Raw genomic sequence first — 25,116 nt, forward strand, 5'->3', positions numbered from 1 at the left:
TTGCCGGTTGCCCGTTGCCGGTTGCCGACCCCATCACCCCGCGCGCGTGAGACCGAGGACCTGTTGGACGCGTGCCAGCCAGCCTGGCGCCCAGGCCAGGTACGCGTCGCGCTGGGCGGCGCGGCGTGGCGAGAGGGGCAAGGGCGTCGGCCCGATGGCGAGCCCGCGCGCTTCGAGACCGACGCGGATTCCCCACGGCGTGGGGAACTGTCCCTGCTGCGCGAACAGCTCCTGCACGAGCGGTTGCAGCACATCGAGCGCGGCCGCGTCCTTCTCGCGCGCGGCGCGCATGAGCGCGAGCATCAACTCCGGATGCGCACCGGCCGTCCCCGAGATGACGCCATTCCATCCCGCCGTCATCGCCTCCACCAGCACCGCATCGTCGCCCACCATCAGCCGCCATGGCGCGCCGCCGCGCGCGTCGGCGAGTTGTGAAAGGCGATCGCGCTGGCCGCTGCTGTCCTTGATCCCGATGACGTGCGGCGCGTTCGTGAAGAGCCGCAGGATCGTCTCCGTGGCGAGCGGCGTGGTGAACGACGGCAGGTCGTAGAGCAGGACCGGACCGCCGATCGCGTCGGCGGCTTCCAGGCAGAACGCTTCCAGATCGTCCTGGGCGTACGGGAAGAACAGCGGCATCGAGAGCAGCACCGCGCGCGCGCCCGCATCGAGCGCGGTGCGGCCGAGCGGCACGACGTCGAGGGGGGCGGCGGCACCGATGCCCACGAGGAAGCGCGAGCCCACGCGTGCGGCCGTCCTGTGGATCAGCGCGACGCGCTCCTCGCGCGTCGCGTGCGCGTACTCCGCGGTGGCGCCGCCAAGACAGATGCCGTCGACGCCGGCGGCCAGCAGGAGATCGAGCACGCGATCGAACGCGGCGTGATCGACGGAGCCGGCCTGCGTCCGCGGCGTGACAGCCGCGGCATACAGGCCGGAGATGGAGGGAGGCGCGAGTGCCTCCGTCTCGGGAGCCGAGTCAGACACGATGGTCCTCAGAACCACACGCGAAGCGCGAGATGCAGGATGCGCGGATCGCTACCGCCTCCCGCAGCCGACGCTCCGGTGATGCGGCCGAAGTTGCCCGACGAGCGGTTGCCGTCCGGCAGGTTGAAGTTCGTGCGAGTGAACACGTTGTGTTCATGTCCGCGTCCTTGCCCCACACGCATCCGCCCCGAGTTGGGAGGGGACGCGGAGCGGAGAACGGCATCCGTCCGTTCATCAGCGTGTCGAGGCCACACCATGAAACTCCCGAGCCCGAGTCGTGTCAATCGAAATTTGGTACGGCGGCCGCATTTTTGAAACGAGGTACCGATCGTTGAAAACCTGCCGTCGCCTGAGGCCTAATGACCGGCAACCGGCAAACCGGCAACTGGCAACCGGGTCGTCCACATCCTTCGTCCTCCGTCTTCGGTCCTCTCATGCTTGACCACTTGATTGCTCGTCCACTGCGCATCGGCCTGCTTGATTTCGGAGACGGTCGCGACTTCCTGAGTCAGCCGCTCGCGCCCGTGCAGCGGCAGTTCCGCGACGCGCTGGCCGCGAAGCTGCGCGCCGACGGACACGACGTGCGTCTGGGCGACGATGTGATCTGGCGCAATGACATCGCGGTGCGCAACGGCAAGGCGATGGCGGCGGCCGACGTCGACGCCGTCATCTTCAACTTCTCCGTGTGGGCCTGGCCGCAGTACGCACGCGTGGCCGCGCAGTTCTGCCCGCAACCCATCGCGATGTTCGCGAGTGTCAACCCGCAGTACCCCGGTCTGGTCGGCATGCTCGCCAACGCGGGGTCGCTCGATCAGGCAGGCATCCGCTTCACCAAGACGTTCGGCGATCTCGAAGACCCGGCCGTCTACGGGGCGCTCGTATCGCGTGTGCGCGCCGTGGCTGCCGCGCGCCGGCTGCGCGGCCTGACCTATGCCCTCATCGGCGGCCGCTCGCTCGGCATCGACACGACGGTGATCGATCCCGCGCAGTGGATGTCCGAGTTCGGCATCGATGTCGATCACATCGATCAGTACGAGCTCGTCCGTCGCGCCGAGCAGGAACTGGCGACGGGCACGCGCGTGGAGCCCGCGCTCGCGTACCTGAAGCAGCACGTCGGCAGGATTCACTGGACGGCGCCAGACGCCACCTTCCGCCTCACCGAGGACCTCCTTCGTCGTCAGCTCGGGATGTACTACGGGGCGATCGACCTCATCGAGGAGTTCGGCTACGACTTCTGCGGCATCAAGGGGCAGCGGGAGCTGACGGAACACTTCGCGACGGCCGACGTGGCCGAGGCGTTCCTCAACGACCCGTATCATCCCGACGGCACGCCGAAGCCGTCGATCGTGTGCTCGACGGAAGCCGACTCCGACGCCGCGCTGACGATGCAGATCTTCAAGCACCTGGCCGGCACGCCGGTGCTGTTTGCCGACGTGCGGCACTACCACGCCGATCTGGGCCTGTGGGATCTGTGCAACAGCGGCGAGCATGCGACGTACTTCGCGGGCCACAGCCAGGACCCGGTGGTGAACCTCGCGAAAACGGAGTTCCGTCCGCAGGGCTTCTATTTCCCCGCCGGTGGTGCGGCGGTCTATCACGTGGCCGCGCCGGGTCCCGTGACGCTGGCGCGCCTCACGCGCCGCGCGGGACGCTATCGGATGGTGGCGTTCCGTGCCGAGTTCGCGGACCTCGGCGATCGTGCGCACGACGTGGCGGCGATCAGCCAGGACAACTGGCCGCACGCCTTCGCGAAGTTCGCGTGTACGCCCGACGCGTTCATCCAGGCGTTCAACTGCAATCACATCCACGGCGTGTACGGCGACTGCCTGGCCGAACTCCAGGGTGTGTGCGACGTGCTGGGCGTGGAGTGCGAGGTACTCGACTGACATCGTGAGATTTCTCCTGCTGTACGCCGCGCTCCTCGCCTGGCAGATCGATCGCTGGTGCTTCACGCCGCACGGAATCGTGTCGACGTGGCAGGAACGCGCGTCCGCGGTGCGCGTGTCGGCGGGATCGCCGGGCGGCGTGACGCAGTCGTTCACCATGGGAGCCGATGGCTTCGATGGCGTGTGGCTGCGGCCGCGGGCTGTTGACGGCGGCGCGCCGCGTGGCCTGCTCGTCGTCGATCTGGAGACAGGGCAGGACGGCGCGCGCCGGCGCGTCGAGCGCGTGACGGTGCCCGCTGCCGATGCGGTGAAGCGGTCGTCACTGCACGTGCGATTCACGCCCGTGCGTCATTCGCGTGGCGTGCCGTACGCGATCACCATCAGGCACCTGCAGGGCGACGGCGGGACGGCGATCGATCTGGCGGCCAGCCGCGTCGACGCCTTGCGCGACGGGCGGTTGTTCGCCGATGGGCGGGAACAGTGGGGCGATCTCGTCTTCGAGACCTCTTCCCGGCGGGCGACGTTGCCGTACTGGATGCACGAGGTCCTGCGGCCCTGGCCCCGATGGGTGGCCACATGGCCGGTTGTCGGCGGAGGGTTGCTCGCGTTCAACGTGCTGCTCGCGTGGGCGTGCGCGCGCGCCACGCGCGGCGATGCGCGCGTCAATCCGGAGGACGAGGCTGTCGCGCGACCTGGCGCGGCCCTGCCACTTGCGAAGGCCGTGCTCGCGGCGTGCTCGGTGGCGGGTGTGGTGGTTGCCGCGGTGCCGACCGAGCCGTACCGGTCTCTCGACCTGATCGACGCCCTGCCCGATGCACGGATCGAGACGACGTGGCCGTCGTTGCATGGCGGCATCTCTCCTGAGCCTGTGGTGATCTTCGGTCGCGTGTACCGGTCGATCGTGGCGCTGCCCTCGTCGACGATTCGCTGGGAAGTGGACGTGCCGCGCGGGGCGCACGTGAGGTTCGGCGCGGCGATGCGGCCCGACGTGTGGGACAAGGTCAGCGACGGCATCCAGATGTTCGTGTCGATCGAGGCCGATGGCGTGTCGACGCGCGTTGTCGAGCACACGCTCGCGCCGATGTTCGTGGAGACGCACAAGAATCTCCACCCGAGCGACGTGCGTCTGGACCCGTGGGCCGGCAAGCGCGTCACGATCGTCTTCGAGACAACCCCCGAACGCTGGGGCAACGCCGTCAACGACGTCCCCGTGTGGGTGAACCCGAGAATCGACTGGCCCCGCACTCCGTCCGCCGGCGTCGCACGGGTGGTCCGTTGATCCGGTGTGGTCGCCCGCTTACACGTGCTCGGCGAACCGGCCTTGCCGGTGCGTGAAGACCATCCAGCCCGTCGCGAGGGAGATTGACGCGAGGGCGGCGAGCAGCGCGAACGTGGCGGGTGACGGGACCGCGTGCTGCGTGACGATTCCCTGATACGCCGTGATGAAGTGCAGCATCGGGTTGAATCGAAGCCAGCGTTGCAGGGTCTCCGGCGCCATGCTCGACGCGTAGACGATCGGCGTCAGCCAGAACCACATCTGCAGCGCCACCTCCAGGAGGTGCCGCGCATCGCGCACGAACACGTACGCCGTCGCGAGCAGCAGGCCGAGGCCCGTGGTGAACGCCACCTGCAGGGCGATCACGGGCACCAGTGCCAGCCACGCCCACGACAGCCCGCCGCCTGTCACGATCGCCGTCGGCACCAGCACCGTGTACATCAGCAGGAACTGCACGAGCGCCGACGCCACGGCCGCCACGGGCAGCACCGCGCGCGGGAACGCCACCTTGCGCACGAGCGTGCCGCTGTCGGCCACCGAGCTGGTGGCCGCGCCGAGCGCGCTCGCGAAGAACATCCACGGCAGCAGGCCGCTCAACAGGAACAGCGGGAACCGCTCGATGGGCACGCGCACCACGTACCTGAACGCGAGCGTGTACACGGCCACCATCACGATGGGATGGAGCAGCGACCACGCCACACCGAGGAGGGAACCCTTGTACTTGACGAGGAGATCGCGCTGGACGAGGCCGCGGAGCAGTCCGCGGTAGGCCACCAGGGCCCGCAGGTCGTTGGCCGCCACAGCGGGCCGAGTGTAGCATGCAGCCAGTGATGCAGGTGCCGCTGCTCGACCTCGCCGCCCAGTACGCCCCCATCCGTGACGCCGTGGTCGAGGCCGTCACGCGCGTGGTGGACAGGCAGACATTCATCCTGGGCCCGGAGGTCGAGGCCTTCGAAGCGGAAGTCGCGGCTTACCTTGGCGCCAGGCACGCCATCGGCGTCAGTTCGGGCACCGACGCGCTCCTTGTCGCGATGATGGCCCTCGAACTCGGCCCCGGCGACGAGGTCATCGTTCCCGCGTATTCGTTCTTCGCCACGGCCGGATGCGTGAGCCGCACGGGGGCGACGCCAGTGTTCGTGGACGTCGAGCCGGTGGGCTGCAACATCGACGTCGAGGCCGTGCGCCGCGCCATCACGCCGCGCACGCGCGCCATCGTGCCCGTCCACCTGTACGGCCAGTCCGCGGACATGACGCCGCTCGTCGCACTCGCACGCGAGCACGGACTTGCAGTGATCGAGGATGCCGCGCAGGCCATCGGCGCCACCCTGGACGGCGTGCGTCTCGGCACGATCGGCGACATGGGCTGCTTCTCGTTCTATCCGAGCAAGAACCTCGGCGCGGCGGGCGACGCGGGGCTCGTCACCGTCGATGACGATGGGCTGGCGGCGCGGGTGCGTCTGCTGCGCGTGCACGGGGCGCAGCGCACGTACCATCACGAAAAGGTAGGCGGAAACTTCCGCATGGCCGCCATCCAGGCCGCCGTGCTCGCCGTCAAGCTGCGGCACCTCGAGGCGTGGACCGACGCGCGGCGCCGCAACGCCGATCGCTATCGCGCGCTCCTGGCGGCCCTCGCGCCTGACGCGCCCGTGTCGCTGCCCGTGGAACTGCCGGGCCGCCGCCACATCTACAACCAGTTCGTGATTCGCGCGGCGCGTCGCGACGCGCTGCGCGATCACCTGCGCGCCAACGGTGTGGGTTGCGAGATCTACTATCCCGTGCCGTTCCACCTGCAACCGTGCTTTGCCGATCTCGGCGTGCCGCGTGGCGCGCTGCCTGAATCCGAACGGGCCGCGCACGAGACGCTGGCCCTGCCCATCTACAGCGAGCTCACCGAGGCCCAGCAGCAGTACGTGGTGGAGACGATCGCCGCGTTCTACGCGCAGGCCTGAAAGCGATCCCGCATGGCGAAGATCGACATCGAGGCGCTCGGCGCCCCCGCCGAGACTCCTGCGACGCCGGGCCCTTCGTGGTGGCCCGGCACCACCACGCAGATCTTCATCGGCCTTGCTCTCGGCATCCTGCTCGGCGTGCTCGTGCCCGATATCGCGGTGGGTATCAAGCCGCTGGCCGACGCCTTCCTGCGGATGATCAAGATGATCATCGCGCCGCTGCTGTTCAGCACCCTGGTGGTCGGCATCGCGGGCACGGGCGACGTGCGGGCGATGGGGCGCATCGGCCTGAAGGCCATCATCTACTTCGAGGTGGCGACGACGATCGCGCTCGTGCTCGGACTCGCGCTCGTCAACTACTTCGAGCCGGGTTCCGGCGTGACGGTGGCCGCGACCTCCACGGCGGACGTCGCAGCCATGGCGCAGCGACAGCAGACGGGCTGGGAGATCTTCCTGCACCTGTTCCCGACGTCGGTCTTCGATGCGATGGCGCGCGGTGACATCCTGCAGGTGGTGGTCTTCGCCACGTTCTTCGGCGTGGCGCTGGCGGCGATCGGCGAGCAGGGGCGTCCCGCGCTTGCGTTCTTCGACTCGGTCGCGCACGTGATGTTCCGCGTCACGGCGTACGTGATGATGTTCGCGCCCATCGGCGTGATGGCGGCGATGGCGGCCACCGTCGGCGGGCGCGGCATCGCGATCCTGTTCACGCTCGGCAAGCTCGTGGCCGTGATGTACCTCGGCCTCGCGATCTTCCTGTTCGTGGTCATCGGCGGCGTGGCGCTCCTCATCCGCGTGCCGTTTTTCACGTTCCTGCGCGCCATCCGCGAGCCGTTCGCGATCGCGTTCACCACGGCCAGTTCCGAGGCCGCCCTCCCCAAGGCGCTCGACGTGATGGCCCGCTTCGGCGTCCCGCGCAACATCGTCGGGTTCGTGTTGCCGACCGGGTACAGCTTCAACCTCGATGGGTCGACGCTGTATCTCTCGATCGCGAGCGTGTTTGTCGCGCAGCTGGCGGGCATCGAACTGTCGTGGGGGCAGCAGATCGTGATGATGCTGACGCTGATGCTCACGAGCAAGGGCGTGGCGGGCGTGCCGCGTGGCGCGCTGGTGGTGCTCACCGCGGCGCTGACCACGTTCGGATTGCCGCTCGAAGGCGCGGCGATCCTGCTCGGCATCGACCAGGTGCTCGACATGGGGCGGACCGCCATCAACGTGACGGGCAACTGCCTGGCGTCGGCCGTCGTGGCGCGATGGGAAGGCGTGCTGGACGACAGGCAGATCGAGGCGTTCCGATGAAGCTGCTGGTGCTCGGTGCGGCAGGGCAGTTGGGGTCCACGTTCGCAGACGCTGCCGATCACGAGATCGTCGGGCTGACGCGGGCCGATGTCGATGTCACGGATGGCGCGGCGCTGGTCGACGCCGCGCACGCGCACCGGCCCGACGCGATCGTCAACTGCAGCGCGTACAACAACGTCGATGGTGCCGAAGACGATGCGGCGACAGCGCTGGCGGTGAATGCGCTCGCGGTACGGGCGATGGCGTCGGCGGCGGCGAGCGTCGGCGCGACGCTGGTGCACTACAGCACGGACTTCGTGTTCGACGGGCGCGCGTCGGAGCCGTATCGCGAAGAGGATCGCGCGTGTCCGGTGAGCGTGTATGGCTGCTCGAAGCTGCTCGGCGAGTGGTTCGCGCAGGACGCGCCGCGGTGGTACGTGCTGCGCGTGGAGAGCCTGTTCGGCGGTCGCCAGGCGCGCAGCAGCGTCGACAAGATCGCGGCAGCGCTGCGTGAGGGAAGGCAGACCCCCGTGTTCGCCGATCGCATCGTCACGCCGAGCTACGTGGACGATGTGCGCGAAGCGACGCTCGATCTGCTGGCACGCGACACGCCGTCTGGAGTCTTCCACTGCGTCAACAGCGGCCAGGGCACGTGGGCCGACGTCGGCCGCCACGTCGCCGCGGAACTGGGTGCCGACCCGGCGCTTCTGACGCTGACATCGGTCAACGACGTCCGCCTCCGCGCCCGGCGCCCCACCTACTGCGCGCTGTCCAACGCGAAGCTCACCGCCGCCATCGGCCGTCCGCTTCCGACGTGGCAGGACGCGGTGGGCCGATATGTGACGCGCGGTCCGGCGCTCAGCGCGTAGCGCCTGCGGAACAGCGATATGGAGTTCGCGTGAGCGCCATCGGGATTGCCGTCCCGAACCTGAATCAGGGACGCTTTCTCGCGACGGCCCTCGCCTCGCTCGACGCGGGCTCCCATCGCGTACTCGTGGCGATGGTCGACGCGGGTTCCACCGACGAGTCGGGGTCCATCATCGACGCAGCACGCCATCGATTCGCATACGTGCGGACGCAACCCGATGCCGGGCAGGCGGCCGCCGTCAACGAGGGGGTGTCGGCACTTCTCGCGCGACATCCCGAGGTCGCGGCCGTCGGGTGGCTCAATGCCGACGACTTCTATCTGCCGGGAGGGCTGGCGGCGCTCGCGGAGGCGCTCGACGCGCACTCGACATGGGTGGCCGTGACTGCTCGAGGCTATCTCGCGGATGAGACCGGTCTGGTTGGCGACGAGATCGCGACGCAGCCGTTCGATGCCACGACCTTCGCGCGCCGGTGCACGATCTGTCAGCCGGCCACGCTGATTCGCCGTTCGGCCTGGGAGGCTGTCGGCGGTCTCGATTCGGGGCTCGACATGTGCTTCGACTACGACCTCTGGTGGCGGCTCGGCCATATCGGAACGATCGGGTACCTCGACGCACCTGCCGCGGTCTCGCGCGATCACGGCGGGACCAAGACCCGCACCATGCGCCGTCGCTACTTCACTGAAGCCCGCGCCATCGTGGCCCGCGAACGCGGCGTCGTGCCATGGCACTGGTTCATCAGCGACGCACTGGAGCGCGAGACCGGCTACGTCGTCGGGACGCGGATCACGGGGCTGGCACGCATGCGAGCCGGCGCACGCGCGGCGTGGACCTATGCGCGCCACCGTGCGGGAGTCGATTAGCATGGCGCGGTTGATTCATATCTGTCCGCGCTATCGACCCGCGATCGGTGGGGTCGAACTCGTGTTCGAGCACTTGTGTCGACACTATGCGGCTGCGGGACACGAGGTCGAGGTCTGGACGACGGATGCCCTCACTGTGCGCGGTCTGACGCGCCGCGGCGAGCCGACCGCGCCGGCGTCGACCGATGTCCTGGACGGAGTCCGCGTCCGCCGGTTCGTGCCGCGCTGCTGGCCGCTGCAGCGCGTGGCGCGGACCCTCGCGCACGCCCTGCCTGGCAGTACGCGATGGCAGGCGACGACGTGTCGATGGTCGCCCTGGGTTCCTGGGCTCGATCGCGCGTGCGACAGCGAATCGGGGACCGTCGACGTCGTGCACGCGGCCGCGCTGCCCTACTCGACACTCCTGCACGCGGCCACACGCCTTGCGCGCCGAACCGGCGCGCGATTGCTGATCAGCCCATTCACGCATGTGCCCGCGCCCGGCGATGCCGGCGCGTCGATGCGCCGCGCGTACCTCTCGCGACTCAACGTCGACCTGATGGCGTCTGCCGACGTCGTCTGCGTCCAGACGGTGAGTGAGGGGACGCGGCTCGTGGCGGCTGGTGTGCCGGCGGCCCGGATTCGTCTGACAGGCGTGGGCGTCGATATCGCCCGTGTCGCGGGTGGCGATCGAGACCGTCAACGTGGCGCGTGGGGGATTGGTCCGGACGCCGTCGTGATCGGCCACCTGGCCAACAAGAGTCGCGACAAGGGCACTCCGGATCTGCTACGGGTCATGCCGGCGGTGTGGGCGCGCCACCCTGATGTGCGAGTGGTGCTGGCCGGCCCCGCGATGGCCAGCTACGGCGCACACGTCGCCCGGGAGCCACTCGACCCCCGCGTCACCGATCTCGGCATGCTCGGGGATGCCGGCGTGCGTGACTTCATGGCCGCCATCGACGTGTTCGCGCTCCCGAGTCGTGTCGAGTCGTTCGGTCTGGCCGCCATGGAGGCTGCCGCCACAGGCAGCGCTGTCGTCGCCTACGCGCATGGTGGGCCTGCCGAGCTCTGGCGGGACGGCGTCGACGCACGACTCGTTCCCGCGGGCGACCTCGACGCGCTGTCAACGGCCCTTGCGGCGGTGTGTGGCGACGCCACGCTCAGGAACGCACTGGCGTCGGCCGGCGCCGCGCTGGCGGACGCGCAGACGTGGACACGGGTCTTCGAGCGAGCCGAGGACGCGTACGGTATCCCAGGGCGGTGTGTCGCGTGAGTGTCGCCGCGCATGGAGCCGTGCCGGAGCGCGCGATCGCGTCGACGCTGCGCGCAGCCAACCCGGTGCGCGTCGCGCATCGCCTGTGGAGTGACCGTGACCTGATTGGCCAGCTCACCTGGCGCGAGATTACGGGGCGCTATCGCAGTTCGACGCTGGGCGTCGTCTGGTCGTTCGTCACGCCGATGGTCAATCTGGCTCTCTATACGTTCGTGTTCGGCGTCGTCTTCACGGCGCGATGGCCCGGCGCGCACACCAACAGTCTGGCCGAGTATGGGCTGATGCTGTTTGCCGGACTCACGGCCTTCGCCGTGTTCAGCGAGTGCGTGACGCGCGCACCGTCGCTCATCGCGGCGTCGCCGAACTACGTCAAGAAGGTCGTGTTCCCCCTCGACGTCCTGCCGGTGAGTATCGCTGGCGCGGCGCTCTTCCACGCCGGCATCTCGGTCCTGCTGCTCACGGTGGCCCGCCTCGTGGTGATGGGCGCCATCGCGCCCACGGTCGCGCTGGTGCCCATTGTCCTGTTACCGCTCGTCGCGCTGGCACTGGGCTGCAGTTGGGTCCTGGCGAGTCTCGGCGTGTACGTTCGCGACATGGCGCATGCCGTCGCGCTTGCGACGCAGGTGCTCTTCTTCACCACGCCGATCTTCTACCCGCTCGACGCGATCCCGGCGGCGTACCAGCCGATCATTGCGGCCAATCCCCTCACGTCGATCGTGCAGAACATGCGCAACGTGGCCGTGGCGGGGAGCGCGCCGGACTGGCAGGCGTGGACGGTGTCGATGGCGATCGGGTTGCTGGTCCTGTGGGCCGGACACACCTGGTTTGCCCGGACTCGGGCGGGGTTTGCCGATGTCCTCTGATGTGGTGGTACAGGCCGACCACCTGTCGAAGGTGTACAGGCTGTACGACGAGCCGATCGATCGCCTGAAGGAACTCGCCTTCGGCCGGTTCGGTCGTCGCACCGGACGTGACTTCGCTGCGCTTCACGACGTGTCGCTTTCGCTGCGACGAGGCGAGCGCCTCGGGGTCATCGGTCGCAATGGCTCGGGCAAGAGCACACTGCTGCAGATCCTGGCCGGCACGGTCCAGGCCACCAGTGGCAGCGTCCGGATCACCGGCCGCGTGGCGGCGTTGCTCGAATTGGGGAGCGGCTTCAATCCCGACTACACGGGACGCGAGAACGTCTACCTGAACGCGTTGATTCTCGGCCTGTCTCGCGAGGAGATTGACGAGCGCTTCGATGCGATCGCGGCGTTTGCCGACATCGGAGGCTTTCTCGACCAGCCGGTCAAGACGTACTCGAGCGGGATGTTCGTGCGGCTGGCGTTCGCGGTCACCACGAGCGTGGATGCCGATCTCCTGCTCGTGGACGAGGCGCTGGCTGTTGGCGATGTGTTCTTCACCCAGAAGTGTTTCCGCCATCTCCATGGCCTCGTCGATCGCGGCGTGGCCATCGTGCTCGTGACGCACGACATGACGGCAGTGAGCCAGTTCTGTTCGTCGGCGCTGCTGCTCGACCAGGGGCACGTGCGCTACGACGGCGATACCGTCACGGCCGTGCGCCGGTACTTCGCGCTGCAACGCGGCGCGGCCGCGCCTGACGCTCCGATCGATCGCGACAAGGCCGCCGACGTGACGAGCCAGGCCGACTCGTCGCCGTGGCCTGGACCGGCCGCGTGGCTGCCGCCGGACGCCGCTACCGAAATCGGCCACGGTGCCCGATGCACGGCCATCGCCTTGTGTGACGAATCGGGACATCCCGCGCGCGTGTTCGAGGTGGGAGCGGTTGCGCTTGTCTGTTTCGAGTTCGAATTGCGTGTCGACATCAGGATGCCCGTGGTCGGCGTCGAATTGTTCAACAGCCGGGCGATCGTCGTGCACGGCCGCAATACGCTGCAGGAGGGGGTAATGGGCCCGCCGGTGGTGCTCGCAGGGGCGCGCATCCGCGGGTGCCGGAAGATCCGGCTCGACGTCGCGCCCGACGAATACACCTTCGCGATTGGCCTGGCGTGGATCGACCAGGCCGACGCCGACATGCGCGACACGCTGCCCTACGCCGCCCTGGCCGAACGTCTCGAAACGCTGCTCGTCGTCAAGGACGCTGCCGCGTGTGTCGTGCAGTTCCGCAGCCAGGGCCAGGCGCTCCCCTTTCACGGCATCGCCAACCTGGACGGCCACACGGCGGTGTGGGTGTCGTGACATCGTGCTGGTGTGGGCACGACGCCCTCGTCCACTGGAACGAGGACTATGCCCGTTGCCCGGCGTGCGAGTCGCTGGTGTGCATCCGCGGACTCGAGGCTCGCGTCGAGGACGATCGGCGTGATTTCTACGGGGAAGACTACTGGTTCGGTCACCAGGCCGCGCTTGGTCTCCCCGACATCTGGTCACGAGCAGCGACCGACCTGGTCGACCGAATCCCTCGGTGGCTGCAGATCGTCCTGCGCTACGCGCAGCCGCCCGCACGGACGCTCGAACTCGGCTGCGCGCACGGCGGATTCGTCGCGACGTTATCGGCGGCGGGCTTCGATGCGTCGGGGCTCGAACTGAGTCCGGCGATCGCCGCCGTCGCGCGACAGGCCTTCGGCATCGACGTGCTGATCGGTCCGCTCGAGGCGCAGGCCATCCCCGCTGCGAGTGTCGACGTGCTCGTTGCCATGGACGTCCTCGAGCATCTGCCCGATCCCGTTGGCACGATGCGTGCGGCGGCCGGCGTACTGAGTCCGGCAGGCGTCATGGTGCTGCAGACGCCCCGCTATGAAGAAGGGGCGACGTACGACGCGCTGCGCGCCGCCGGCGCGCCGTTCCTCTCGATGCTCCTGCCAGGCGAGCATCTGTTCCTGTTCAGCCGGCGGGCCGTGCGGGAACTCCTGGCCCGCGTCGGCATTGGTCACGTGACGTTCGAGCCGGCTGTCTTCGCGCGCTACGACATGTGCCTGGTCGCCGCGAGCCAGCCCCTCACGGCGTTGCCCGCCATGGCGCTGAGCGGATCGGCACCCGCGCGCATCGTTCAGTCCGTGATCGATCTCGACGAGGCACGCCGGTCCTCACTCGACCGCCTGACGAGCGTGGAAGCCGATGCGGCGGCGCGACTCACTCAGATCGACCAGCTGCACGTCTGGCTGGCTGAGGCACGCGCCCAACGTGATGCCACCACGGCGCTCGTCGCCGAGAGGGACGCCGATGTCGCGCGCGCAGCGCTCGAATCGCGACAACTCGTCGGCTTGCTGGAGCAGGCTCGTATCGACCTGGCCCGTGCTGACCTGCAGACGTCCTCGGCAGCATCCTCCAGCGCATCCGCGGCAGACGCACATGCGCCGCTGATTGCCATCGACGTCACGCCGATTCTGCCCGGCAGCGAGAACGGTGGCGCCAAGGGATTCGTACTCTCGCTGCTGGACATCCTGGCTGGTGCGCATGCCCATCGATACCTGCTGCTGACGTCGCAGGCCAACCACGAGTCGTTTGCCGCTTACGAGACGATCGGCATGCGCCGGCTGTGCGTGGACACGCGAGCACCTGACCCGATGGACCGCTTCGGCCGCGCGGGGCGCTGGCTGGCGCGTGGCCTACGGCGTGTGCGCGTGGCGGCGGGCCATGGACGTCTTGTCTCGGAGGGTGTCCGACTCTTGTTCTGTCCGATGACGGACCCGCTCCGCGCCGAGCCTGGCGTGCCCGTGGTGTCGCTGCTCTACGACCTGCAGCACCTCACGTACCCGATGTTCTTCACCGCTGAGGAGTTGGCGAACCGCCAGGCGTTCTACGCACGTGTCCAGCGAAGCGCCGACGCGGTCGTGTGCATCTCGGAGTTCACGCGCCAGGACGCCATCGCCAGGCTGCACATCGCGCCGGAGCGTACGTTTGTCGCGCCGGTCGTCGTACATGGGCGGCTGCCAGACATACAGCCTGACGATGTGGTGCGTGTGCGCGAACGGTATGGGCTCGGCACGGCGCCGTACGCGATCTTCCCGGCGAATGGGTGGCCGCACAAGAACCATCGCGTCCTGTTCGTGGCCTTCGCCAGGCTATGGCGGGACCGTCCCGACTGCGACCTGCGGCTGGTGCTGCCGGGCAATCTGCTGGACGCCGAGGCCGACCTTCGCCTGGCCATCGACGCGATGGGCCTCGGCTCGCGCGTCCACATCCTCGGCTACGTGCCGGAGGCGGACCTCGGCGCCCTCTGGTTCGACGCCTTCTGCCTCGTGTATCCCAGCCTGTTCGAAGGCTTCGGCATTCCGTTGCTGGAAGCGATGCGCTACGGTGTGCCCGTGGTGTGCAGCAACGTCACCAGCCTGCCGGAGGTCGCCGGAGACGCGGCGTTGCTCGTGGATCCGAGGCGGCCGGCAGCCATCGCCGCCGCCGTCGCCGACCTGATCGACATGCCGGACCTGCGTTTTCGGCTGATTGCCGCCGGTCGTCGCCGTATCAGGGAGTTCAGCGCCCAGCAGATGGGCAAGTCGTATGTGGCCATCTTCGAGCACCTGTTGCATGAACGCTGAGACGTTGCACATCACGGCGATCACGCCGTCGTACAACCAGGGCCGCTTCATCGGACGCACGATCGAGAGCGTGCTGTCGCAGAGTCGTCCACCACTGGAGTACCTGGTCTTCGATGCCTGCAGCAGCGACCAGACGGCCGACGTGCTCGCGGGATACGCCGGTCGGCTGACGGCGGTCATCGAACGCGACGGTGGCCAGGCCGAGGCGGTCAACAAGGGACTGGCGCGCGCGCGGGGTGACGTCATCGCGTGGATCAACTCCGACGACGTGTACTATCCGGGCGCGTTCGAGGCCGTCCTCGACACCTTCGCGGCCAATCCGGACGTGGACGTCGTCTATGGCGAGGCCGAGCACATCGACGTCGCCGGCACCGTGATCGAGCCGTACGGTACCGAGCCGTTCGACTACGAGCGATTGAAGGACGTCTGCTTCTTCTGCCAGCCGGCCACGTTCTTCCGGCGGCGCGCGGTCGAGCGGCATGGCCCACTGCGTGCCGACCTGCGCTACTCCATGGACTACGAGCTGTGGCTCCGGTACTGCGCCGCCGTACCGCCGTTGTTCCTGCCGCGGACGCTCGCGGGGTCACGGCTTCACGCCGACACCAAGACGCTCGGCAGCCGCGTGCCGGTGCATCGCGAGATCCTGGCGATGCTGGCCGGGACGTTCGGACGACCACCAGCGCGCTGGGTCTACAACCTGGCGCACGCGATCGTGGAAGACGCCGGCCTCACGCGAGACACGCCGGCGGCCAATCGTGCCTACGTCACCGCCATGGTGCGCGAGGCCCGGGCGCTGTTTGTGGCGCACGGCGGCACGCCGATGGGCGAGCGGATCCAGATGGCTCGCTGGCTGTGGGCCGCGCGACGCGCGGAGTCATCGAGCACGTGACATGAGGATCGGATTCGACGTCAGCCAGACCGCCGAAGCCCGTGCCGGGTGTGGGGTGTTCCAGGCCGAGATGCTGGGGGGGCTGGCGAGAGTCGTCGAGGCAGACGCGTCGTGCACGATCGTGCCGATGCCGGTGTTCTCCCACTATCGACATCCCGAGTATCGCCGGGCCGTCGGCATGGCGTCCGAGCGGGTCGACGCCACGCTCTTTCGGAAGACATGGGCGGAACTCAACGCCGCCTGGGACGGTCCGCCGCCGCGCGCCGCGCGACTGGGTCACGTCGATCTCGTGCACTCCAACAGTTTCGGCTGTCCACGGGACCTCGGCGTGCCACTCGTGTACACGGTGTACGACCTCAGTCCGCTGGATCATCCGGAGTTCCATACGGAGGCCAACCGGCTGGTCTGCTTCGAGGGACTGTTCGATGCCTCCCTGCGGGCGGACGCATTCGTGGCGATCTCGGCCTTCACCCGCGACAGGTTCCTCCACTGGTTTCCGCACGTGGAGGCCGCGCGCGTCGATGTCGTGGGGCCGGCCGCGCGGGCCGCGTTCACGCATCCGCCCGTGCACGCACGCTCGGTGCTGACCCGCCTCGGACTGGAGCCGGGCGCCTTCTTCCTGGCGGTGGGGACCATAGAGCCGCGCAAGAACTACAGGTTCATCATCGAGGCCTATCTCCAACTGCTCGAGGTGCTGCCGGACGCGCCGCCGCTGTGCATCGCCGGCCAGCAGGGATGGCTGGAGGACAGCCCCGACGAGTGGGTGCGAGGGACGCGGGCCGCCGACCGCATTCGTACGCTCGGCTTCGTGCCCGATGAGGAACTGGCAGTCCTGTATCGCGAGACCGTCGCCTTCGTGTTTGCCTCCCACTACGAGGGGTTCGGCCTGCCGTTGGTCGAGGCCCTGGCGTGTGGGGCGGCTGTCGTCGCAACCAGCACGGCGACGGTTCCCGAGGTGCTCGGCGATGCGGCGTACGTCGTTGCGCCTGGTGATGCGGGAGCGCTGGCCGAGGCGCTGCGTCGCCTCGTGACCGACGTCGACATCCGGCGAGGACTGGCCGAGCGGGCGCAGGCACGGTCCGCCGCGTTCTCGTGGGACGCGGCGGCACGGCACCTGCTCGATGTCTATCGTCGCGTCCTGGAGGATGGGCGGACGACTGCCTGACGCCGGCGCCGTGCCGATGTCCGGGCGTATGCTGGTCCATCACCGTGGAAGGAGCCCGGGTGTCGGAGTCGTACTGGCGGGACAAGCGGGTGCTGGTCACCGGGGGAGCCGGATTCCTTGGTTCGTTCGTGGTCGAGGCGCTGCGGATACGCGGTGCGACCGACGTCCACGCTCCGCGCAGCCGTGTGCTCGATCTCCGTCGGGAAGCGGCGATCAGCGAGTTCCTGGACCGTGAACGTCCCGACGTCATTCTCCACTTGGCGGCAGTGGTCGGCGGCATCGGCGCCAACCGGGAGCAACCCGGGCGCTTCCTGTACGACAACCTGATCATGGGCGCGCTGCTGATGGAGCAGGCGCGGCGGCACGACGTCGCCAAGTTCCTCACGGTCGGCACGATCTGCGCCTACCCGAAGTTCACGCCCGTTCCCTTCAAGGAGGAGGACCTCTGGCGCGGGTATCCCGAAGAGACCAACGCGCCATACGGGCTTGCCAAGAAACTGCTGCTCGTCCAGGGCCAGGCCTACCGCCAGCAGTACGGCTTCAACGCCATTCATCTCCTGCTCGTCAACCTCTACGGCCCGCGAGACAACTTCCACCCCGACTCGTCGCACGTCATTCCCGCGCTGATCAAGAAGTGCGTGGACGCGCGGGAATCCGGAGCCGAGTCGATCTCGGTATGGGGAACAGGTCGCGCCACGCGTGAGTTCCTGTACGTCGAGGACGCCGTCGAAGGCATCCTGAGCGCGGCCGAACGCTACGACGGCGCCGATCCCGTCAATCTGGGTGCCGGTTTCGAGATCTCCATCAGGAACCTGGCCGAGCTCATCGCGCGTCTGACCGGCTTCGAGGGACGGATCGACTGGGATACGAGCAAGCCGGACGGACAGCCCCGTCGCTCGCTCGACACGACACGCGCCGAGCGGGAGTTCGGCTTCACGGCCCGGACGGGTTTCGAGGAAGGGCTGCGCCGGACCATCGACTGGTACCGCGAGCATCGTACGGCGCTCGCGTCCGACAGGGCAGTCTCGGCGCCCGCGGCGTCCTGATGTCCGCCGCTGCGGCTCAGGTTATCGTCTAGGCGTGTTGACGGCGGTCGATGGCCGTGCCTTCTCGTCGCCGGCGGGCGGCGTCCGGCGCTATGTCTCTGAACTCTACAGTGCGCTGGGACGCCAGGGGGTCGGGATGGCGGTCGACGCGATCGGCGCCGCGCCGGATGCGAGCCTGCCACCCGTCTGCCGCTCCGTCAGCGAGGCATGGTCACCACCCACCAATCTGGGGCGCCACGCCGTCGGCGTGCCGCTGACGCTGGCCCGCGGTGCCGCGGCCGTCTATCACGCGCCAGCCTATGTGGCGCCGCTCTGGGGACGCGCTCCAGTGGTGCTGTCGGTCCACGACATCGTGTACGCGAGTCGCCCGGAGTGGTACCCCTATCGTCGCGATCCCCTGCGGCGCTGGTTCTATCGGCACTCGGTCGGCCGCGCCCGGCTGATACTGGTGCCGTCGACGTTCACGGCCGACGAACTGATGCGCGTCTATGGCGTGGCCGCGACGCGCGTTCGACTGGTGCCGCTGGCACCGGCGGCGTCGTTCTTCAACGCCTCGCCCGCCCCCGGAGAGACACGGGAGCCCGTGCTGCTGCACGTGGGTGATCTGCACACCCGGCGAGACCTGCCGTGTGCCGTGGCGGTGCTCGCGCGGTTGGTCGCGGTGGACGGGCGAGCGTGGCGACTGGTGCTGATCGGGCGGGATCGAGGCAGTCTTGCCGAGGTCCGGCGTGCGGCCATGGAATCCGGGATGGCGGATCGCGTGGACCATGTGGCGAACGTGACCGACGCCGGGCTGCGCGAATGGTATGGCAGGGCATTCGCGCTGTTGTACCCGTCTCGCTATGAGGGGTTCGGGCTGCCTGTGGCGGAGGCGCTCGCCGCGGGTCTTCCCGTGGTGGCCGCCGATGCCGGGTCGGTCCCCGAGGTCGTGGCCGAGGCCGGCTGCCTGTTCGGGCCTGGCGATGTCGATGCCGCTGCCGCTCTCGTCGGCGCGCTCACCGACGCGGCCCATTTCCGGCAACGACAGGTCCTGGGACAGGCGCGTGCGGCGCAGTTGACGTGGGAACGCACCGCGGCGCTGACGCTCGAGGCGCTCTGCGAGGCTGCTCATGGGTGACCCGTCGATGGTGCCGAGCGATGCACCCGCCGCGCCGATGGCATCGATCGTCATTCCTTCGCACGACGGCCGCGCGTGGCTGCAACGCTGCCTGCCGCTCATCGGCGTGGGATCCCGCACCTCCCACGAGGTCATCGTCTCTGACAACGGATCTCGCGACGGCACCGCCCAGTGGCTGGCCGCCGCATGGCCAGCGATTCGGCGCGTACACGCGGAGGCGGCCCTGGGATTCGCTGCCGCGTGCAATCGAGGCGCCGCCGAGGCGCGCGGGCAGGTGCTGGTGTTCCTCAACAACGACACCGAGCCCGAGGCAGGATGGCTCGACCATCTCGTCGAGCCCGTGCGCCGAGCGCCTCAGTCGCTGGTCACCACGGCCAGACTGGTCCGGCTGGGCGATCCCTCCGTGATCGACAGCGCTGGCGACGGATACGCCTGGTGGGGAGCGCCATTCAGGCGAGGAAGCGGCGGGCGGACGACGGCGTTCGGTGTGCCGCGCGATGTGTTCTCTCCGTGCGGTGCCGCGTGCGCGATCGCGCGAGAGCTGTTCGACAGACTTGGCGGCTTCGACGAGCAGCTGCAGTCCAACTGCGAGGACGTCGACCTGGGATTCCGGGTGCGGATTGGAGGCGGGACCTGCCGGTACGTCCCGGCTGCCGTGGTCCGTCACGCGGGTAGCGCCACGCTCGGCGTGGAGTCAGCCAACGCCGTCCGTCTTGGCCAGCGCAATCTCGAGTGGGTGTGGTGGGCCTCGTTGCCGTGGCCGCTCCTTCTGGCGACGCTGCCGCTCCACATCGTGTACAACCTGCTGGCCGCCGCCTACTTTCTCTGGCGGGGACGACTGGGCGCGTTCGTGGCCGGCAAGCGCGAGGCGTTGGCCGGGTGGCCGATCGCCTGCCGAAAGCGCCGGCACACGATGGCCACGCGCCGCGCGTCCAGTCTGTCCCTGCTCCGGGCGATGAGCACGCCTCCGCTGCTGACCAAGTGGCGGGAGAAGCGCGTCAGGCTGGCGGGAGGCGGGTGGTGACCGGCGTGACGGTCGTCATCGTCAATTTCAATGGCGGCGCGCTCGTCGTCGACACCGTGCGCCAGGCTGTTGCCGCTACGGCTGCCATGGCTGGCGAGGTCGTCGTTGTCGACAACGCGTCGACCGACGGCACTGTCGATGCCCTGTCGTGCGTGTCAGGCGCGCGTCTGGTGCGTCAGAGCCGCAATCTGGGCTTCGGCGCGGCGTGCAATATCGGTGCTGCGCAGGGCACCGCACCCTGGGTCTTGTTCCTCAATTCCGACTGCGACCTCTCGGCACCTGTCGTGCCGCACTTGATTGAGCAGGCAGGGCAGGACGCGTCGTGTGTCGCAATCGGGCCGCGCATCACAGACCCCGACAGCGCGACGCAAGGCAGCGCCAGAGGCGATCCGGACATGTTCGCCGGCATCTTCGGGCGCACCAGCGCGCTCACGCGCAGGTTGCCTGGCGTGCAGCGCGTGGTTCGTCATGTCGTGTGGCCCGAATCGGTGCCGCGTGGCGCTGGCTCGGTGCCCGTCGACTGGCTCAGTGGTGCGTGCGTCCTGATCAAGCGCGCGGCGTTCGAGGCCGTTGGCGGCTTCGACGCGGCGTACTTTCTCTACCTGGAGGACGCCGATCTGTGTCGACGGCTGCGCGCGAGAGGCGGCACGATTCGCTATGCGCCGGCCGTGTCGGTCCGGCACGTCGTGGGGCATTCGAGCCGACACGTGCCGGACGTCGCGTTGAGAGCCTTTCACGACAGCGCGTACACCTACTACACGCGGTGGAACGCGCCTGCGCGGTGGGATCCGCGCCGGCCATTGGCGCGGCTGGTGCTTGCGCTGCGGCTCAGGGCCCGCCTTGCGGCGGTCCGGCGGGGAGCGAGGGTGTAGCCCACGGTGGCGCAGGCCCCAGCACGACAGGTGACAGGGCGCTGAGAGTATGGTCCACCCCGGTGCCCGCCAGACGCGAAGGCGGGCCGTGATTCCAGCTATACTTATCGGCTTTGGGCCACGTGCCTCATCCGGCGAGCCCATCCACCCACTCATGGCGAAAACAGCACTCATCACGGGAATCACGGGACAGGACGGGTCGTACCTGGCCGAGTTCCTGCTCGACAAGGGGTACCGCGTCGTCGGCACGGTCCGTCGCTCGTCGGCCCCGAACCTCTGGCGCATCGAGCACCTGCTCGACCGTATCGAGTTGCGTCCCGCCGACCTGCTGGACCAGTTGTCGATCGTGAGGTTGATCGAGGACATCCGTCCCGACGAGCTGTACAACCTCGCCGCGATGTCGTTCGTGCCGGCGTCGTGGGACACGCCGCTGCTGACCGGTGAGTTCAACAGCCAGGGCGTGACGCGCGTGCTGGAGGCGATCCGGCAGGTGAAGCCCGACACGCGGTTCTACCAGGCCAGTTCGAGCGAGATGTACGGCAAGGTGCGCGCCGTGCCGCAGAGCGAAGAGACGCCGTTCCATCCGCGGTCGCCGTATGGCGTGTCGAAGGTGTTCGGGCACTACATCACGGTGAACTACCGCGAGAGTTACGGGATGTTCGCGTGCTCGGGCATCCTGTTCAACCACGAGTCGCCGCGCCGCGGCCTCGAGTTCGTCACGCGGAAGGTGACCGACGGCGTCGCGCGCATCAAGCTCGGGCTCGCCGACACGCTGGCGCTCGGCAACCTCGACGCCCGCCGCGACTGGGGTTTTGCGGGCGACTACATCAAGGCGATGTGGCTGATTCTCCAGCAATCCACCCCCGACGACTACGTGGTGGCCACGGGCGAGACGCATCCGGTGCGCGAACTCGTCGAGATCGCGTTCGAACACGCCGGCCTCGACTGGCAGAAGCACGTCACCCTCGACCCGCGCTTCATCCGTCCGGCCGAAGTCGATCTCCTCATCGGCGATCCCACAAAGGCCCGCACGCAACTCGGCTGGCAGCAGGATGTCGACTTCCGCGGACTCGTGACGATGATGGTGGACGCCGACCTCGCGCGGTTGGAGAAGAGCGCCACCCCGGCGCAGCCGTTGGCGTGACTGCCGGGGCGTTTGTCCGCCCGTCCTTCCTCCCGTGATTCGTATCGTCCGAATCATCGCCCGCCTGAACGTTGGTGGTCCTGCGATCCACGCCACTCTGCTCAAGGAGCGACTGGACGCCACGAAATTCCGCACGACGCTCGTCACGGGGGCGGAGGATGAGTGCGAAGGCAACTACCTGTCGCTGTACGGCAGCACGATGTCCGATATCGTGCAGATTCCCGAACTTGGTCGCGAGCTCAGCGGCATTCGCGATCTCCATAGTCTTCGCGCGTTGACACGGCTCATCCGCAGTGAGCGCCCGCATGTCGTGCATACTCATGCCGCCAAGGCCGGGGCACTCGGGAGGATTGCTGCTGCCCTGTGTCGCGTGCCGGTCGTCGTGCACACCTACCATGGGCATGTGTTGCGCGGGTACTTCTCTCCACGGAAGGAGCAGGCATTCCGTGCCGTTGAGCGAGGCCTGGCGCGCATCACGGACGAGTTGGTGGCTGTCAGTCCGCGCGTGCGCCGGGAATTGCTGGACTTGCGGATTGGTCATGAGCGTTGTTTCTCCGTCGTCCCGCTGGGTTTCGACCTGTCGCAGTTCGCTGATGTCCGTGCGCAGCGAGGCGAGTTGCGGACGGAATTGGGTATCCCGGCCGATACACCGCTCGTGGGCATCGTGGCCAGGCTCGTGCCGATCAAGGCGCATGAGGTCTTCGTGGCCGCTGCTCGGGCGCTGCATGCGGTTCGGCCGGAGGTGCGTTTCGTGATCGTCGGCGACGGAGAGCGCCGTGCCGACATCGAGACACTCCTCGCCAGGAGCGGCTTGCAACCAGTGACGCACATGCTCGGCTGGCGAGCCGATCTCCCGCGCATCTACGCCGACCTCGACGTCGTTGTGCTCACATCGCGCAACGAGGGTTCACCGGTCGCTCTCATAGAGGCCATGGCGTGCGCCAGGCCCGTCGTATCGACGTGTGTGGGAGGCGTGGCCGACGTCGTACGCGACGGCGAGACCGGCTGGCTCACCGACATGGACGACGCCGACGGACTCGCGCGGAAAATTCGCGCGGTGCTCGACAGTCCGGATCGAGGGACGACCGTGGCTACCGCAGCCAGGGCTGCGGTCCGCGAGATGTATGGTGCTGAGCGTCTCGTCACCGATATCGAGGCACTCTATCTGCGTCTTCTGCACCGGAAGGGACTGGCGTGATGGCACTGTCGGTCTGGGGACCAGGCCTCGTGTCATTCGTGCTCGTGCTTCTCGTCACGCCGCTCGTCAAACGGGTGGCCGTGCAGACCGGGCTCGTGGCCGTGCCTAAGGCCGACAGGTGGCATCGCACCAGCATTCCACTGATGGGCGGTGTGGGCATCGTGATCGCGGCACTGGCTGCGGCGGCCATCGGAATGCCGACGACGATGCCGGTCTGGGTGCTGCTTGGATGTGCCACGGGGCTGGCGGTCGTCGGGTTCGTGGACGATGTACGCGTGCTACGGCCGCAGACGAAGCTGTTCCTGCAGATTTTCGCCGCCGGCGTGATGACCATCGTCGGGCTGCAGTTCCAGTTCACGGGTGTTGCGGTGCTCGACATGCTGATCACGCTCGTCTGGCTGGTCGGCATCACGAACGCGTTGAATCTACTGGACAACATGGATGGTCTTGCGGCCGGCATCGCCGCGATCGTCGCGGCCTTCCGTCTGGCGTTCTTCCTGATGGACGGACAATTGGAAGGCGCCATGCTGGCGTCGGTGCTGCTGGGTGCCTGTCTCGGCTTCCTTGTCTACAACTTCAATCCCGCGTCGATCTTCATGGGCGATACGGGCAGCCTGTTCCTCGGGTTCATGGTGGCCGGTCTCAGTCTCGTGGGCGGCTGGCCGTACTCCCGTGGCACGACGCTGGTCCTGGTACTGCCGGTGCTTGTCGTCCTGGTGCCCATCTTCGATACCACGTTCGTCACGATCGCACGCGTCTTAGCCGGCCGTCCGGTCTCCCAAGGTGGACGAGACCACACGTCTCATCGCCTAGTTGCGCTTGGCATGAGTGAACGGCAGGCCGTGATCACGCTCTACGCGCTCGCGACCGCGGGCGGCGTCATCGCCTGGCTGTCCTACAGATACGGGTTGTCATATGGTGCGGTCCTGGCGTTGTTGCTGGTACTGGCCACGGCCCTGTTCGGCATCTTCCTCGGCCGGCTGCAGGTCTACCCCGAAGGAGAAGCCCCATCGGGCGTTGCGCTGCTCCTGGCAGACTTCACGTACCGGCGGCAGGTCCTCACGGTGGCCATCGACACGGTGCTCATCGTCATCGCCTACTACACCGCCTATCTGTTGCGCTTCGAAGAAGGCGTTCGCTCCGAACAGGCGATATTCGCGCGGTCGCTGCCGATCGTGCTCCTGACACAAGTGCTGGCCTTCCTCGCGCTAGGTACGCACCGCGGTATCTGGCGGTACACCGGTCTGTGGGATCTGATTCGACTGGCGCAGGCGTGTGCCGCTGGAACGGTTCTTTCGGTGCTCGGTGTCCTTGGGCTCTATCGCTTCGAGGGATTCTCGCGTGCCGTGTTCGTCATCCACGGCGTGCTGCTGTTCCTCCTGATCGCGGCGACACGCGTGTCTTTTCGTGCGCTGGACTCGGCCCTGCGGAGAGATTCGCCCGACGCAGAGCCGGTGCTCGTGTACGGAGCGGGCAAGGGGGGGCTGCTGGTCATGCGCGAGACGCGAGAGAACCCGGAACTCGGCTGGCGCGTTGTAGGGTTTCTCGACGATGACCCGAGCAAGCACACCACGCGAGTCGAAGGTGTACGCGTGTTCGGCGGCTTCGACGTGATGGCGAGTGCCGTGAGAGAGACGGGGGCCACGCGAGTCGTGCTGTCGACGCCGAAGCTGCCCGCAGAGCGGCGCAGAATCCTCCAACAGGCCTGCGACGAACTGGATGTGGTGCTCGTCGAGGCGCGTCTTCGTTTCGAACGCGTCTCATGATCCGACTTGGTTGGCCCGGCAGGCGAAGACTGCCCTGTGCGAACGGAT

22 protein-coding genes are annotated in these 25,116 nt (G+C 68.1%); 19 read left to right on the forward strand and 3 right to left on the reverse strand.

All coding sequences use genetic code 11. From position 1 onward, the window contains the following. Nucleotides 1-33: 33 nt before the first annotated feature. Nucleotides 34-981: a dihydrodipicolinate synthase family protein gene (locus tag IT182_16205; protein MCC6164892.1), complete on the reverse strand. Its 948-nt coding sequence runs from the start codon at nt 979-981 to the stop codon at nt 34-36. Between the two features lie 8 nt (nt 982-989). Then, the gene (locus IT182_16210) at nt 990-1,127 is read right to left on the reverse strand and encodes a hypothetical protein (protein MCC6164893.1); all 138 of its coding nucleotides are present in this window, start codon (nt 1,125-1,127) and stop codon (nt 990-992) included. 300 nt (nt 1,128-1,427) lie between these two features. Between IT182_16210 and IT182_16215 the strand changes: the two genes are divergently transcribed. Together IT182_16215 and IT182_16220 are read left to right on the forward strand one after the other, a co-directional pair. Then, a complete protein-coding gene (locus tag IT182_16215) occupies nt 1,428-2,867 on the forward strand; it encodes a fucose isomerase (protein ID MCC6164894.1) in 1,440 nt (479 codons plus the stop codon). A gap of 4 nt (nt 2,868-2,871) precedes the next feature. Next, a complete protein-coding gene (locus tag IT182_16220; GenBank protein ID MCC6164895.1) occupies nt 2,872-4,146 on the forward strand; it encodes a hypothetical protein in 1,275 nt (424 codons plus the stop codon). Nucleotides 4,147-4,164: 18 nt separating this feature from the next. On the opposite strand, the gene IT182_16225 is transcribed toward IT182_16220, so the two are convergent. Then, nucleotides 4,165-4,944 carry an ABC transporter permease gene (locus IT182_16225; protein ID MCC6164896.1) on the reverse strand — a complete coding sequence of 260 codons (780 nt, stop codon included), beginning with the start codon at nt 4,942-4,944 and terminating at the stop codon, nt 4,165-4,167. Nucleotides 4,945-4,973: 29 nt separating this feature from the next. On the opposite strand from IT182_16225, the gene IT182_16230 reads away from it, so the two are divergent. The 17 genes from IT182_16230 (at nt 4,974) to IT182_16310 (ending at nt 25,068) form a co-directional block, all read left to right on the forward strand. After that, nucleotides 4,974-6,092 (forward strand): DegT/DnrJ/EryC1/StrS family aminotransferase, encoded by a 1,119-nt coding sequence (locus IT182_16230; protein ID MCC6164897.1) that lies wholly within the window; start codon nt 4,974-4,976, stop codon nt 6,090-6,092. Nucleotides 6,093-6,104: 12 nt separating this feature from the next. Then, the gene (locus IT182_16235) at nt 6,105-7,388 is read left to right on the forward strand and encodes a cation:dicarboxylase symporter family transporter (GenBank protein MCC6164898.1); all 1,284 of its coding nucleotides are present in this window, start codon (nt 6,105-6,107) and stop codon (nt 7,386-7,388) included. Next, nucleotides 7,385-8,236, forward strand: coding sequence for a dTDP-4-dehydrorhamnose reductase (rfbD, locus tag IT182_16240; protein MCC6164899.1), 852 nt, complete (start codon nt 7,385-7,387; stop codon nt 8,234-8,236). The genes IT182_16235 and rfbD overlap by 4 nt, the downstream gene beginning before the upstream one ends. A gap of 29 nt (nt 8,237-8,265) precedes the next feature. Next, the gene (locus IT182_16245; protein MCC6164900.1) at nt 8,266-9,096 is read left to right on the forward strand and encodes a glycosyltransferase; all 831 of its coding nucleotides are present in this window, start codon (nt 8,266-8,268) and stop codon (nt 9,094-9,096) included. After that, nucleotides 9,080-10,348 carry a glycosyltransferase family 4 protein gene (locus IT182_16250; protein MCC6164901.1) on the forward strand — a complete coding sequence of 423 codons (1,269 nt, stop codon included), beginning with the start codon at nt 9,080-9,082 and terminating at the stop codon, nt 10,346-10,348. The genes IT182_16245 and IT182_16250 overlap by 17 nt, the downstream gene beginning before the upstream one ends. 20 nt (nt 10,349-10,368) lie before the next feature. After that, a complete protein-coding gene (locus IT182_16255) occupies nt 10,369-11,211 on the forward strand; it encodes an ABC transporter permease (GenBank protein ID MCC6164902.1) in 843 nt (280 codons plus the stop codon). Then, the gene (locus IT182_16260; protein MCC6164903.1) at nt 11,201-12,550 is read left to right on the forward strand and encodes an ABC transporter ATP-binding protein; all 1,350 of its coding nucleotides are present in this window, start codon (nt 11,201-11,203) and stop codon (nt 12,548-12,550) included. The genes IT182_16255 and IT182_16260 overlap by 11 nt, the downstream gene beginning before the upstream one ends. Further along, entirely contained in the window at nt 12,547-14,847 is a 2,301-nt protein-coding gene (locus tag IT182_16265; protein MCC6164904.1) for a glycosyltransferase, read from the forward strand. The genes IT182_16260 and IT182_16265 overlap by 4 nt, the downstream gene beginning before the upstream one ends. Next, the gene (locus IT182_16270; GenBank protein ID MCC6164905.1) at nt 14,837-15,736 is read left to right on the forward strand and encodes a glycosyltransferase; all 900 of its coding nucleotides are present in this window, start codon (nt 14,837-14,839) and stop codon (nt 15,734-15,736) included. The genes IT182_16265 and IT182_16270 overlap by 11 nt, the downstream gene beginning before the upstream one ends. Before the next feature lies 1 nt (nt 15,737). Further along, complete coding sequence (locus IT182_16275; GenBank protein MCC6164906.1) at nt 15,738-16,901, forward strand: glycosyltransferase family 4 protein; 1,164 nt, start codon at nt 15,738-15,740, stop codon at nt 16,899-16,901. A 59-nt stretch (nt 16,902-16,960) separates the two neighbouring features. Next, nucleotides 16,961-17,947, forward strand: coding sequence for a GDP-L-fucose synthase (locus tag IT182_16280; GenBank protein ID MCC6164907.1), 987 nt, complete (start codon nt 16,961-16,963; stop codon nt 17,945-17,947). A 34-nt stretch (nt 17,948-17,981) separates the two neighbouring features. Then, nucleotides 17,982-19,064: a glycosyltransferase family 4 protein gene (locus IT182_16285; GenBank protein MCC6164908.1), complete on the forward strand. Its 1,083-nt coding sequence runs from the start codon at nt 17,982-17,984 to the stop codon at nt 19,062-19,064. Further along, a complete protein-coding gene (locus IT182_16290; GenBank protein ID MCC6164909.1) occupies nt 19,057-20,088 on the forward strand; it encodes a glycosyltransferase in 1,032 nt (343 codons plus the stop codon). Before IT182_16285 ends, IT182_16290 begins: the two co-directional genes overlap by 8 nt. Next, nucleotides 20,085-20,960 carry a glycosyltransferase family 2 protein gene (locus IT182_16295; GenBank protein ID MCC6164910.1) on the forward strand — a complete coding sequence of 292 codons (876 nt, stop codon included), beginning with the start codon at nt 20,085-20,087 and terminating at the stop codon, nt 20,958-20,960. Before IT182_16290 ends, IT182_16295 begins: the two co-directional genes overlap by 4 nt. 154 nt (nt 20,961-21,114) lie before the next feature. Further along, nucleotides 21,115-22,104 (forward strand): GDP-mannose 4,6-dehydratase, encoded by a 990-nt coding sequence (gene gmd, locus IT182_16300; GenBank protein ID MCC6164911.1) that lies wholly within the window; start codon nt 21,115-21,117, stop codon nt 22,102-22,104. Between the two features lie 34 nt (nt 22,105-22,138). Next, nucleotides 22,139-23,302, forward strand: coding sequence for a glycosyltransferase (locus IT182_16305; GenBank protein MCC6164912.1), 1,164 nt, complete (start codon nt 22,139-22,141; stop codon nt 23,300-23,302). Continuing rightward, nucleotides 23,302-25,068 carry a hypothetical protein gene (locus tag IT182_16310; GenBank protein ID MCC6164913.1) on the forward strand — a complete coding sequence of 589 codons (1,767 nt, stop codon included), beginning with the start codon at nt 23,302-23,304 and terminating at the stop codon, nt 25,066-25,068. Before IT182_16305 ends, IT182_16310 begins: the two co-directional genes overlap by 1 nt. The last annotated feature ends 48 nt before the right edge of the window (nt 25,069-25,116 follow it).

The organism is Acidobacteriota bacterium (assembly GCA_020845575.1).
Lineage (GTDB): Bacteria > Acidobacteriota > Vicinamibacteria > Vicinamibacterales > Vicinamibacteraceae > Luteitalea.

What these genes read in the sequence shown, in the direction of transcription:
- IT182_16275 (MCC6164906.1), top strand. Translation starts at nt 15,738, where the DNA reads ATGAGGATCGGATTCGACGTCAGCCAGACCGCCGAAGCCCGTGCCGGG.
- IT182_16230 (MCC6164897.1), top strand. Translation starts at nt 4,974, where the DNA reads ATGCAGGTGCCGCTGCTCGACCTCGCCGCCCAGTACGCCCCCATCCGT.
- IT182_16235 (MCC6164898.1), top strand. Translation starts at nt 6,105, where the DNA reads ATGGCGAAGATCGACATCGAGGCGCTCGGCGCCCCCGCCGAGACTCCT.
- IT182_16290 (MCC6164909.1), top strand. Translation starts at nt 19,057, where the DNA reads ATGGGTGACCCGTCGATGGTGCCGAGCGATGCACCCGCCGCGCCGATG.
- IT182_16260 (MCC6164903.1), top strand. Translation starts at nt 11,201, where the DNA reads ATGTCCTCTGATGTGGTGGTACAGGCCGACCACCTGTCGAAGGTGTAC.
- rfbD (MCC6164899.1), top strand. Translation starts at nt 7,385, where the DNA reads ATGAAGCTGCTGGTGCTCGGTGCGGCAGGGCAGTTGGGGTCCACGTTC.
- IT182_16310 (MCC6164913.1), top strand. Translation starts at nt 23,302, where the DNA reads ATGGCACTGTCGGTCTGGGGACCAGGCCTCGTGTCATTCGTGCTCGTG.
- gmd (MCC6164911.1), top strand. Translation starts at nt 21,115, where the DNA reads ATGGCGAAAACAGCACTCATCACGGGAATCACGGGACAGGACGGGTCG.
- IT182_16270 (MCC6164905.1), top strand. Translation starts at nt 14,837, where the DNA reads ATGAACGCTGAGACGTTGCACATCACGGCGATCACGCCGTCGTACAAC.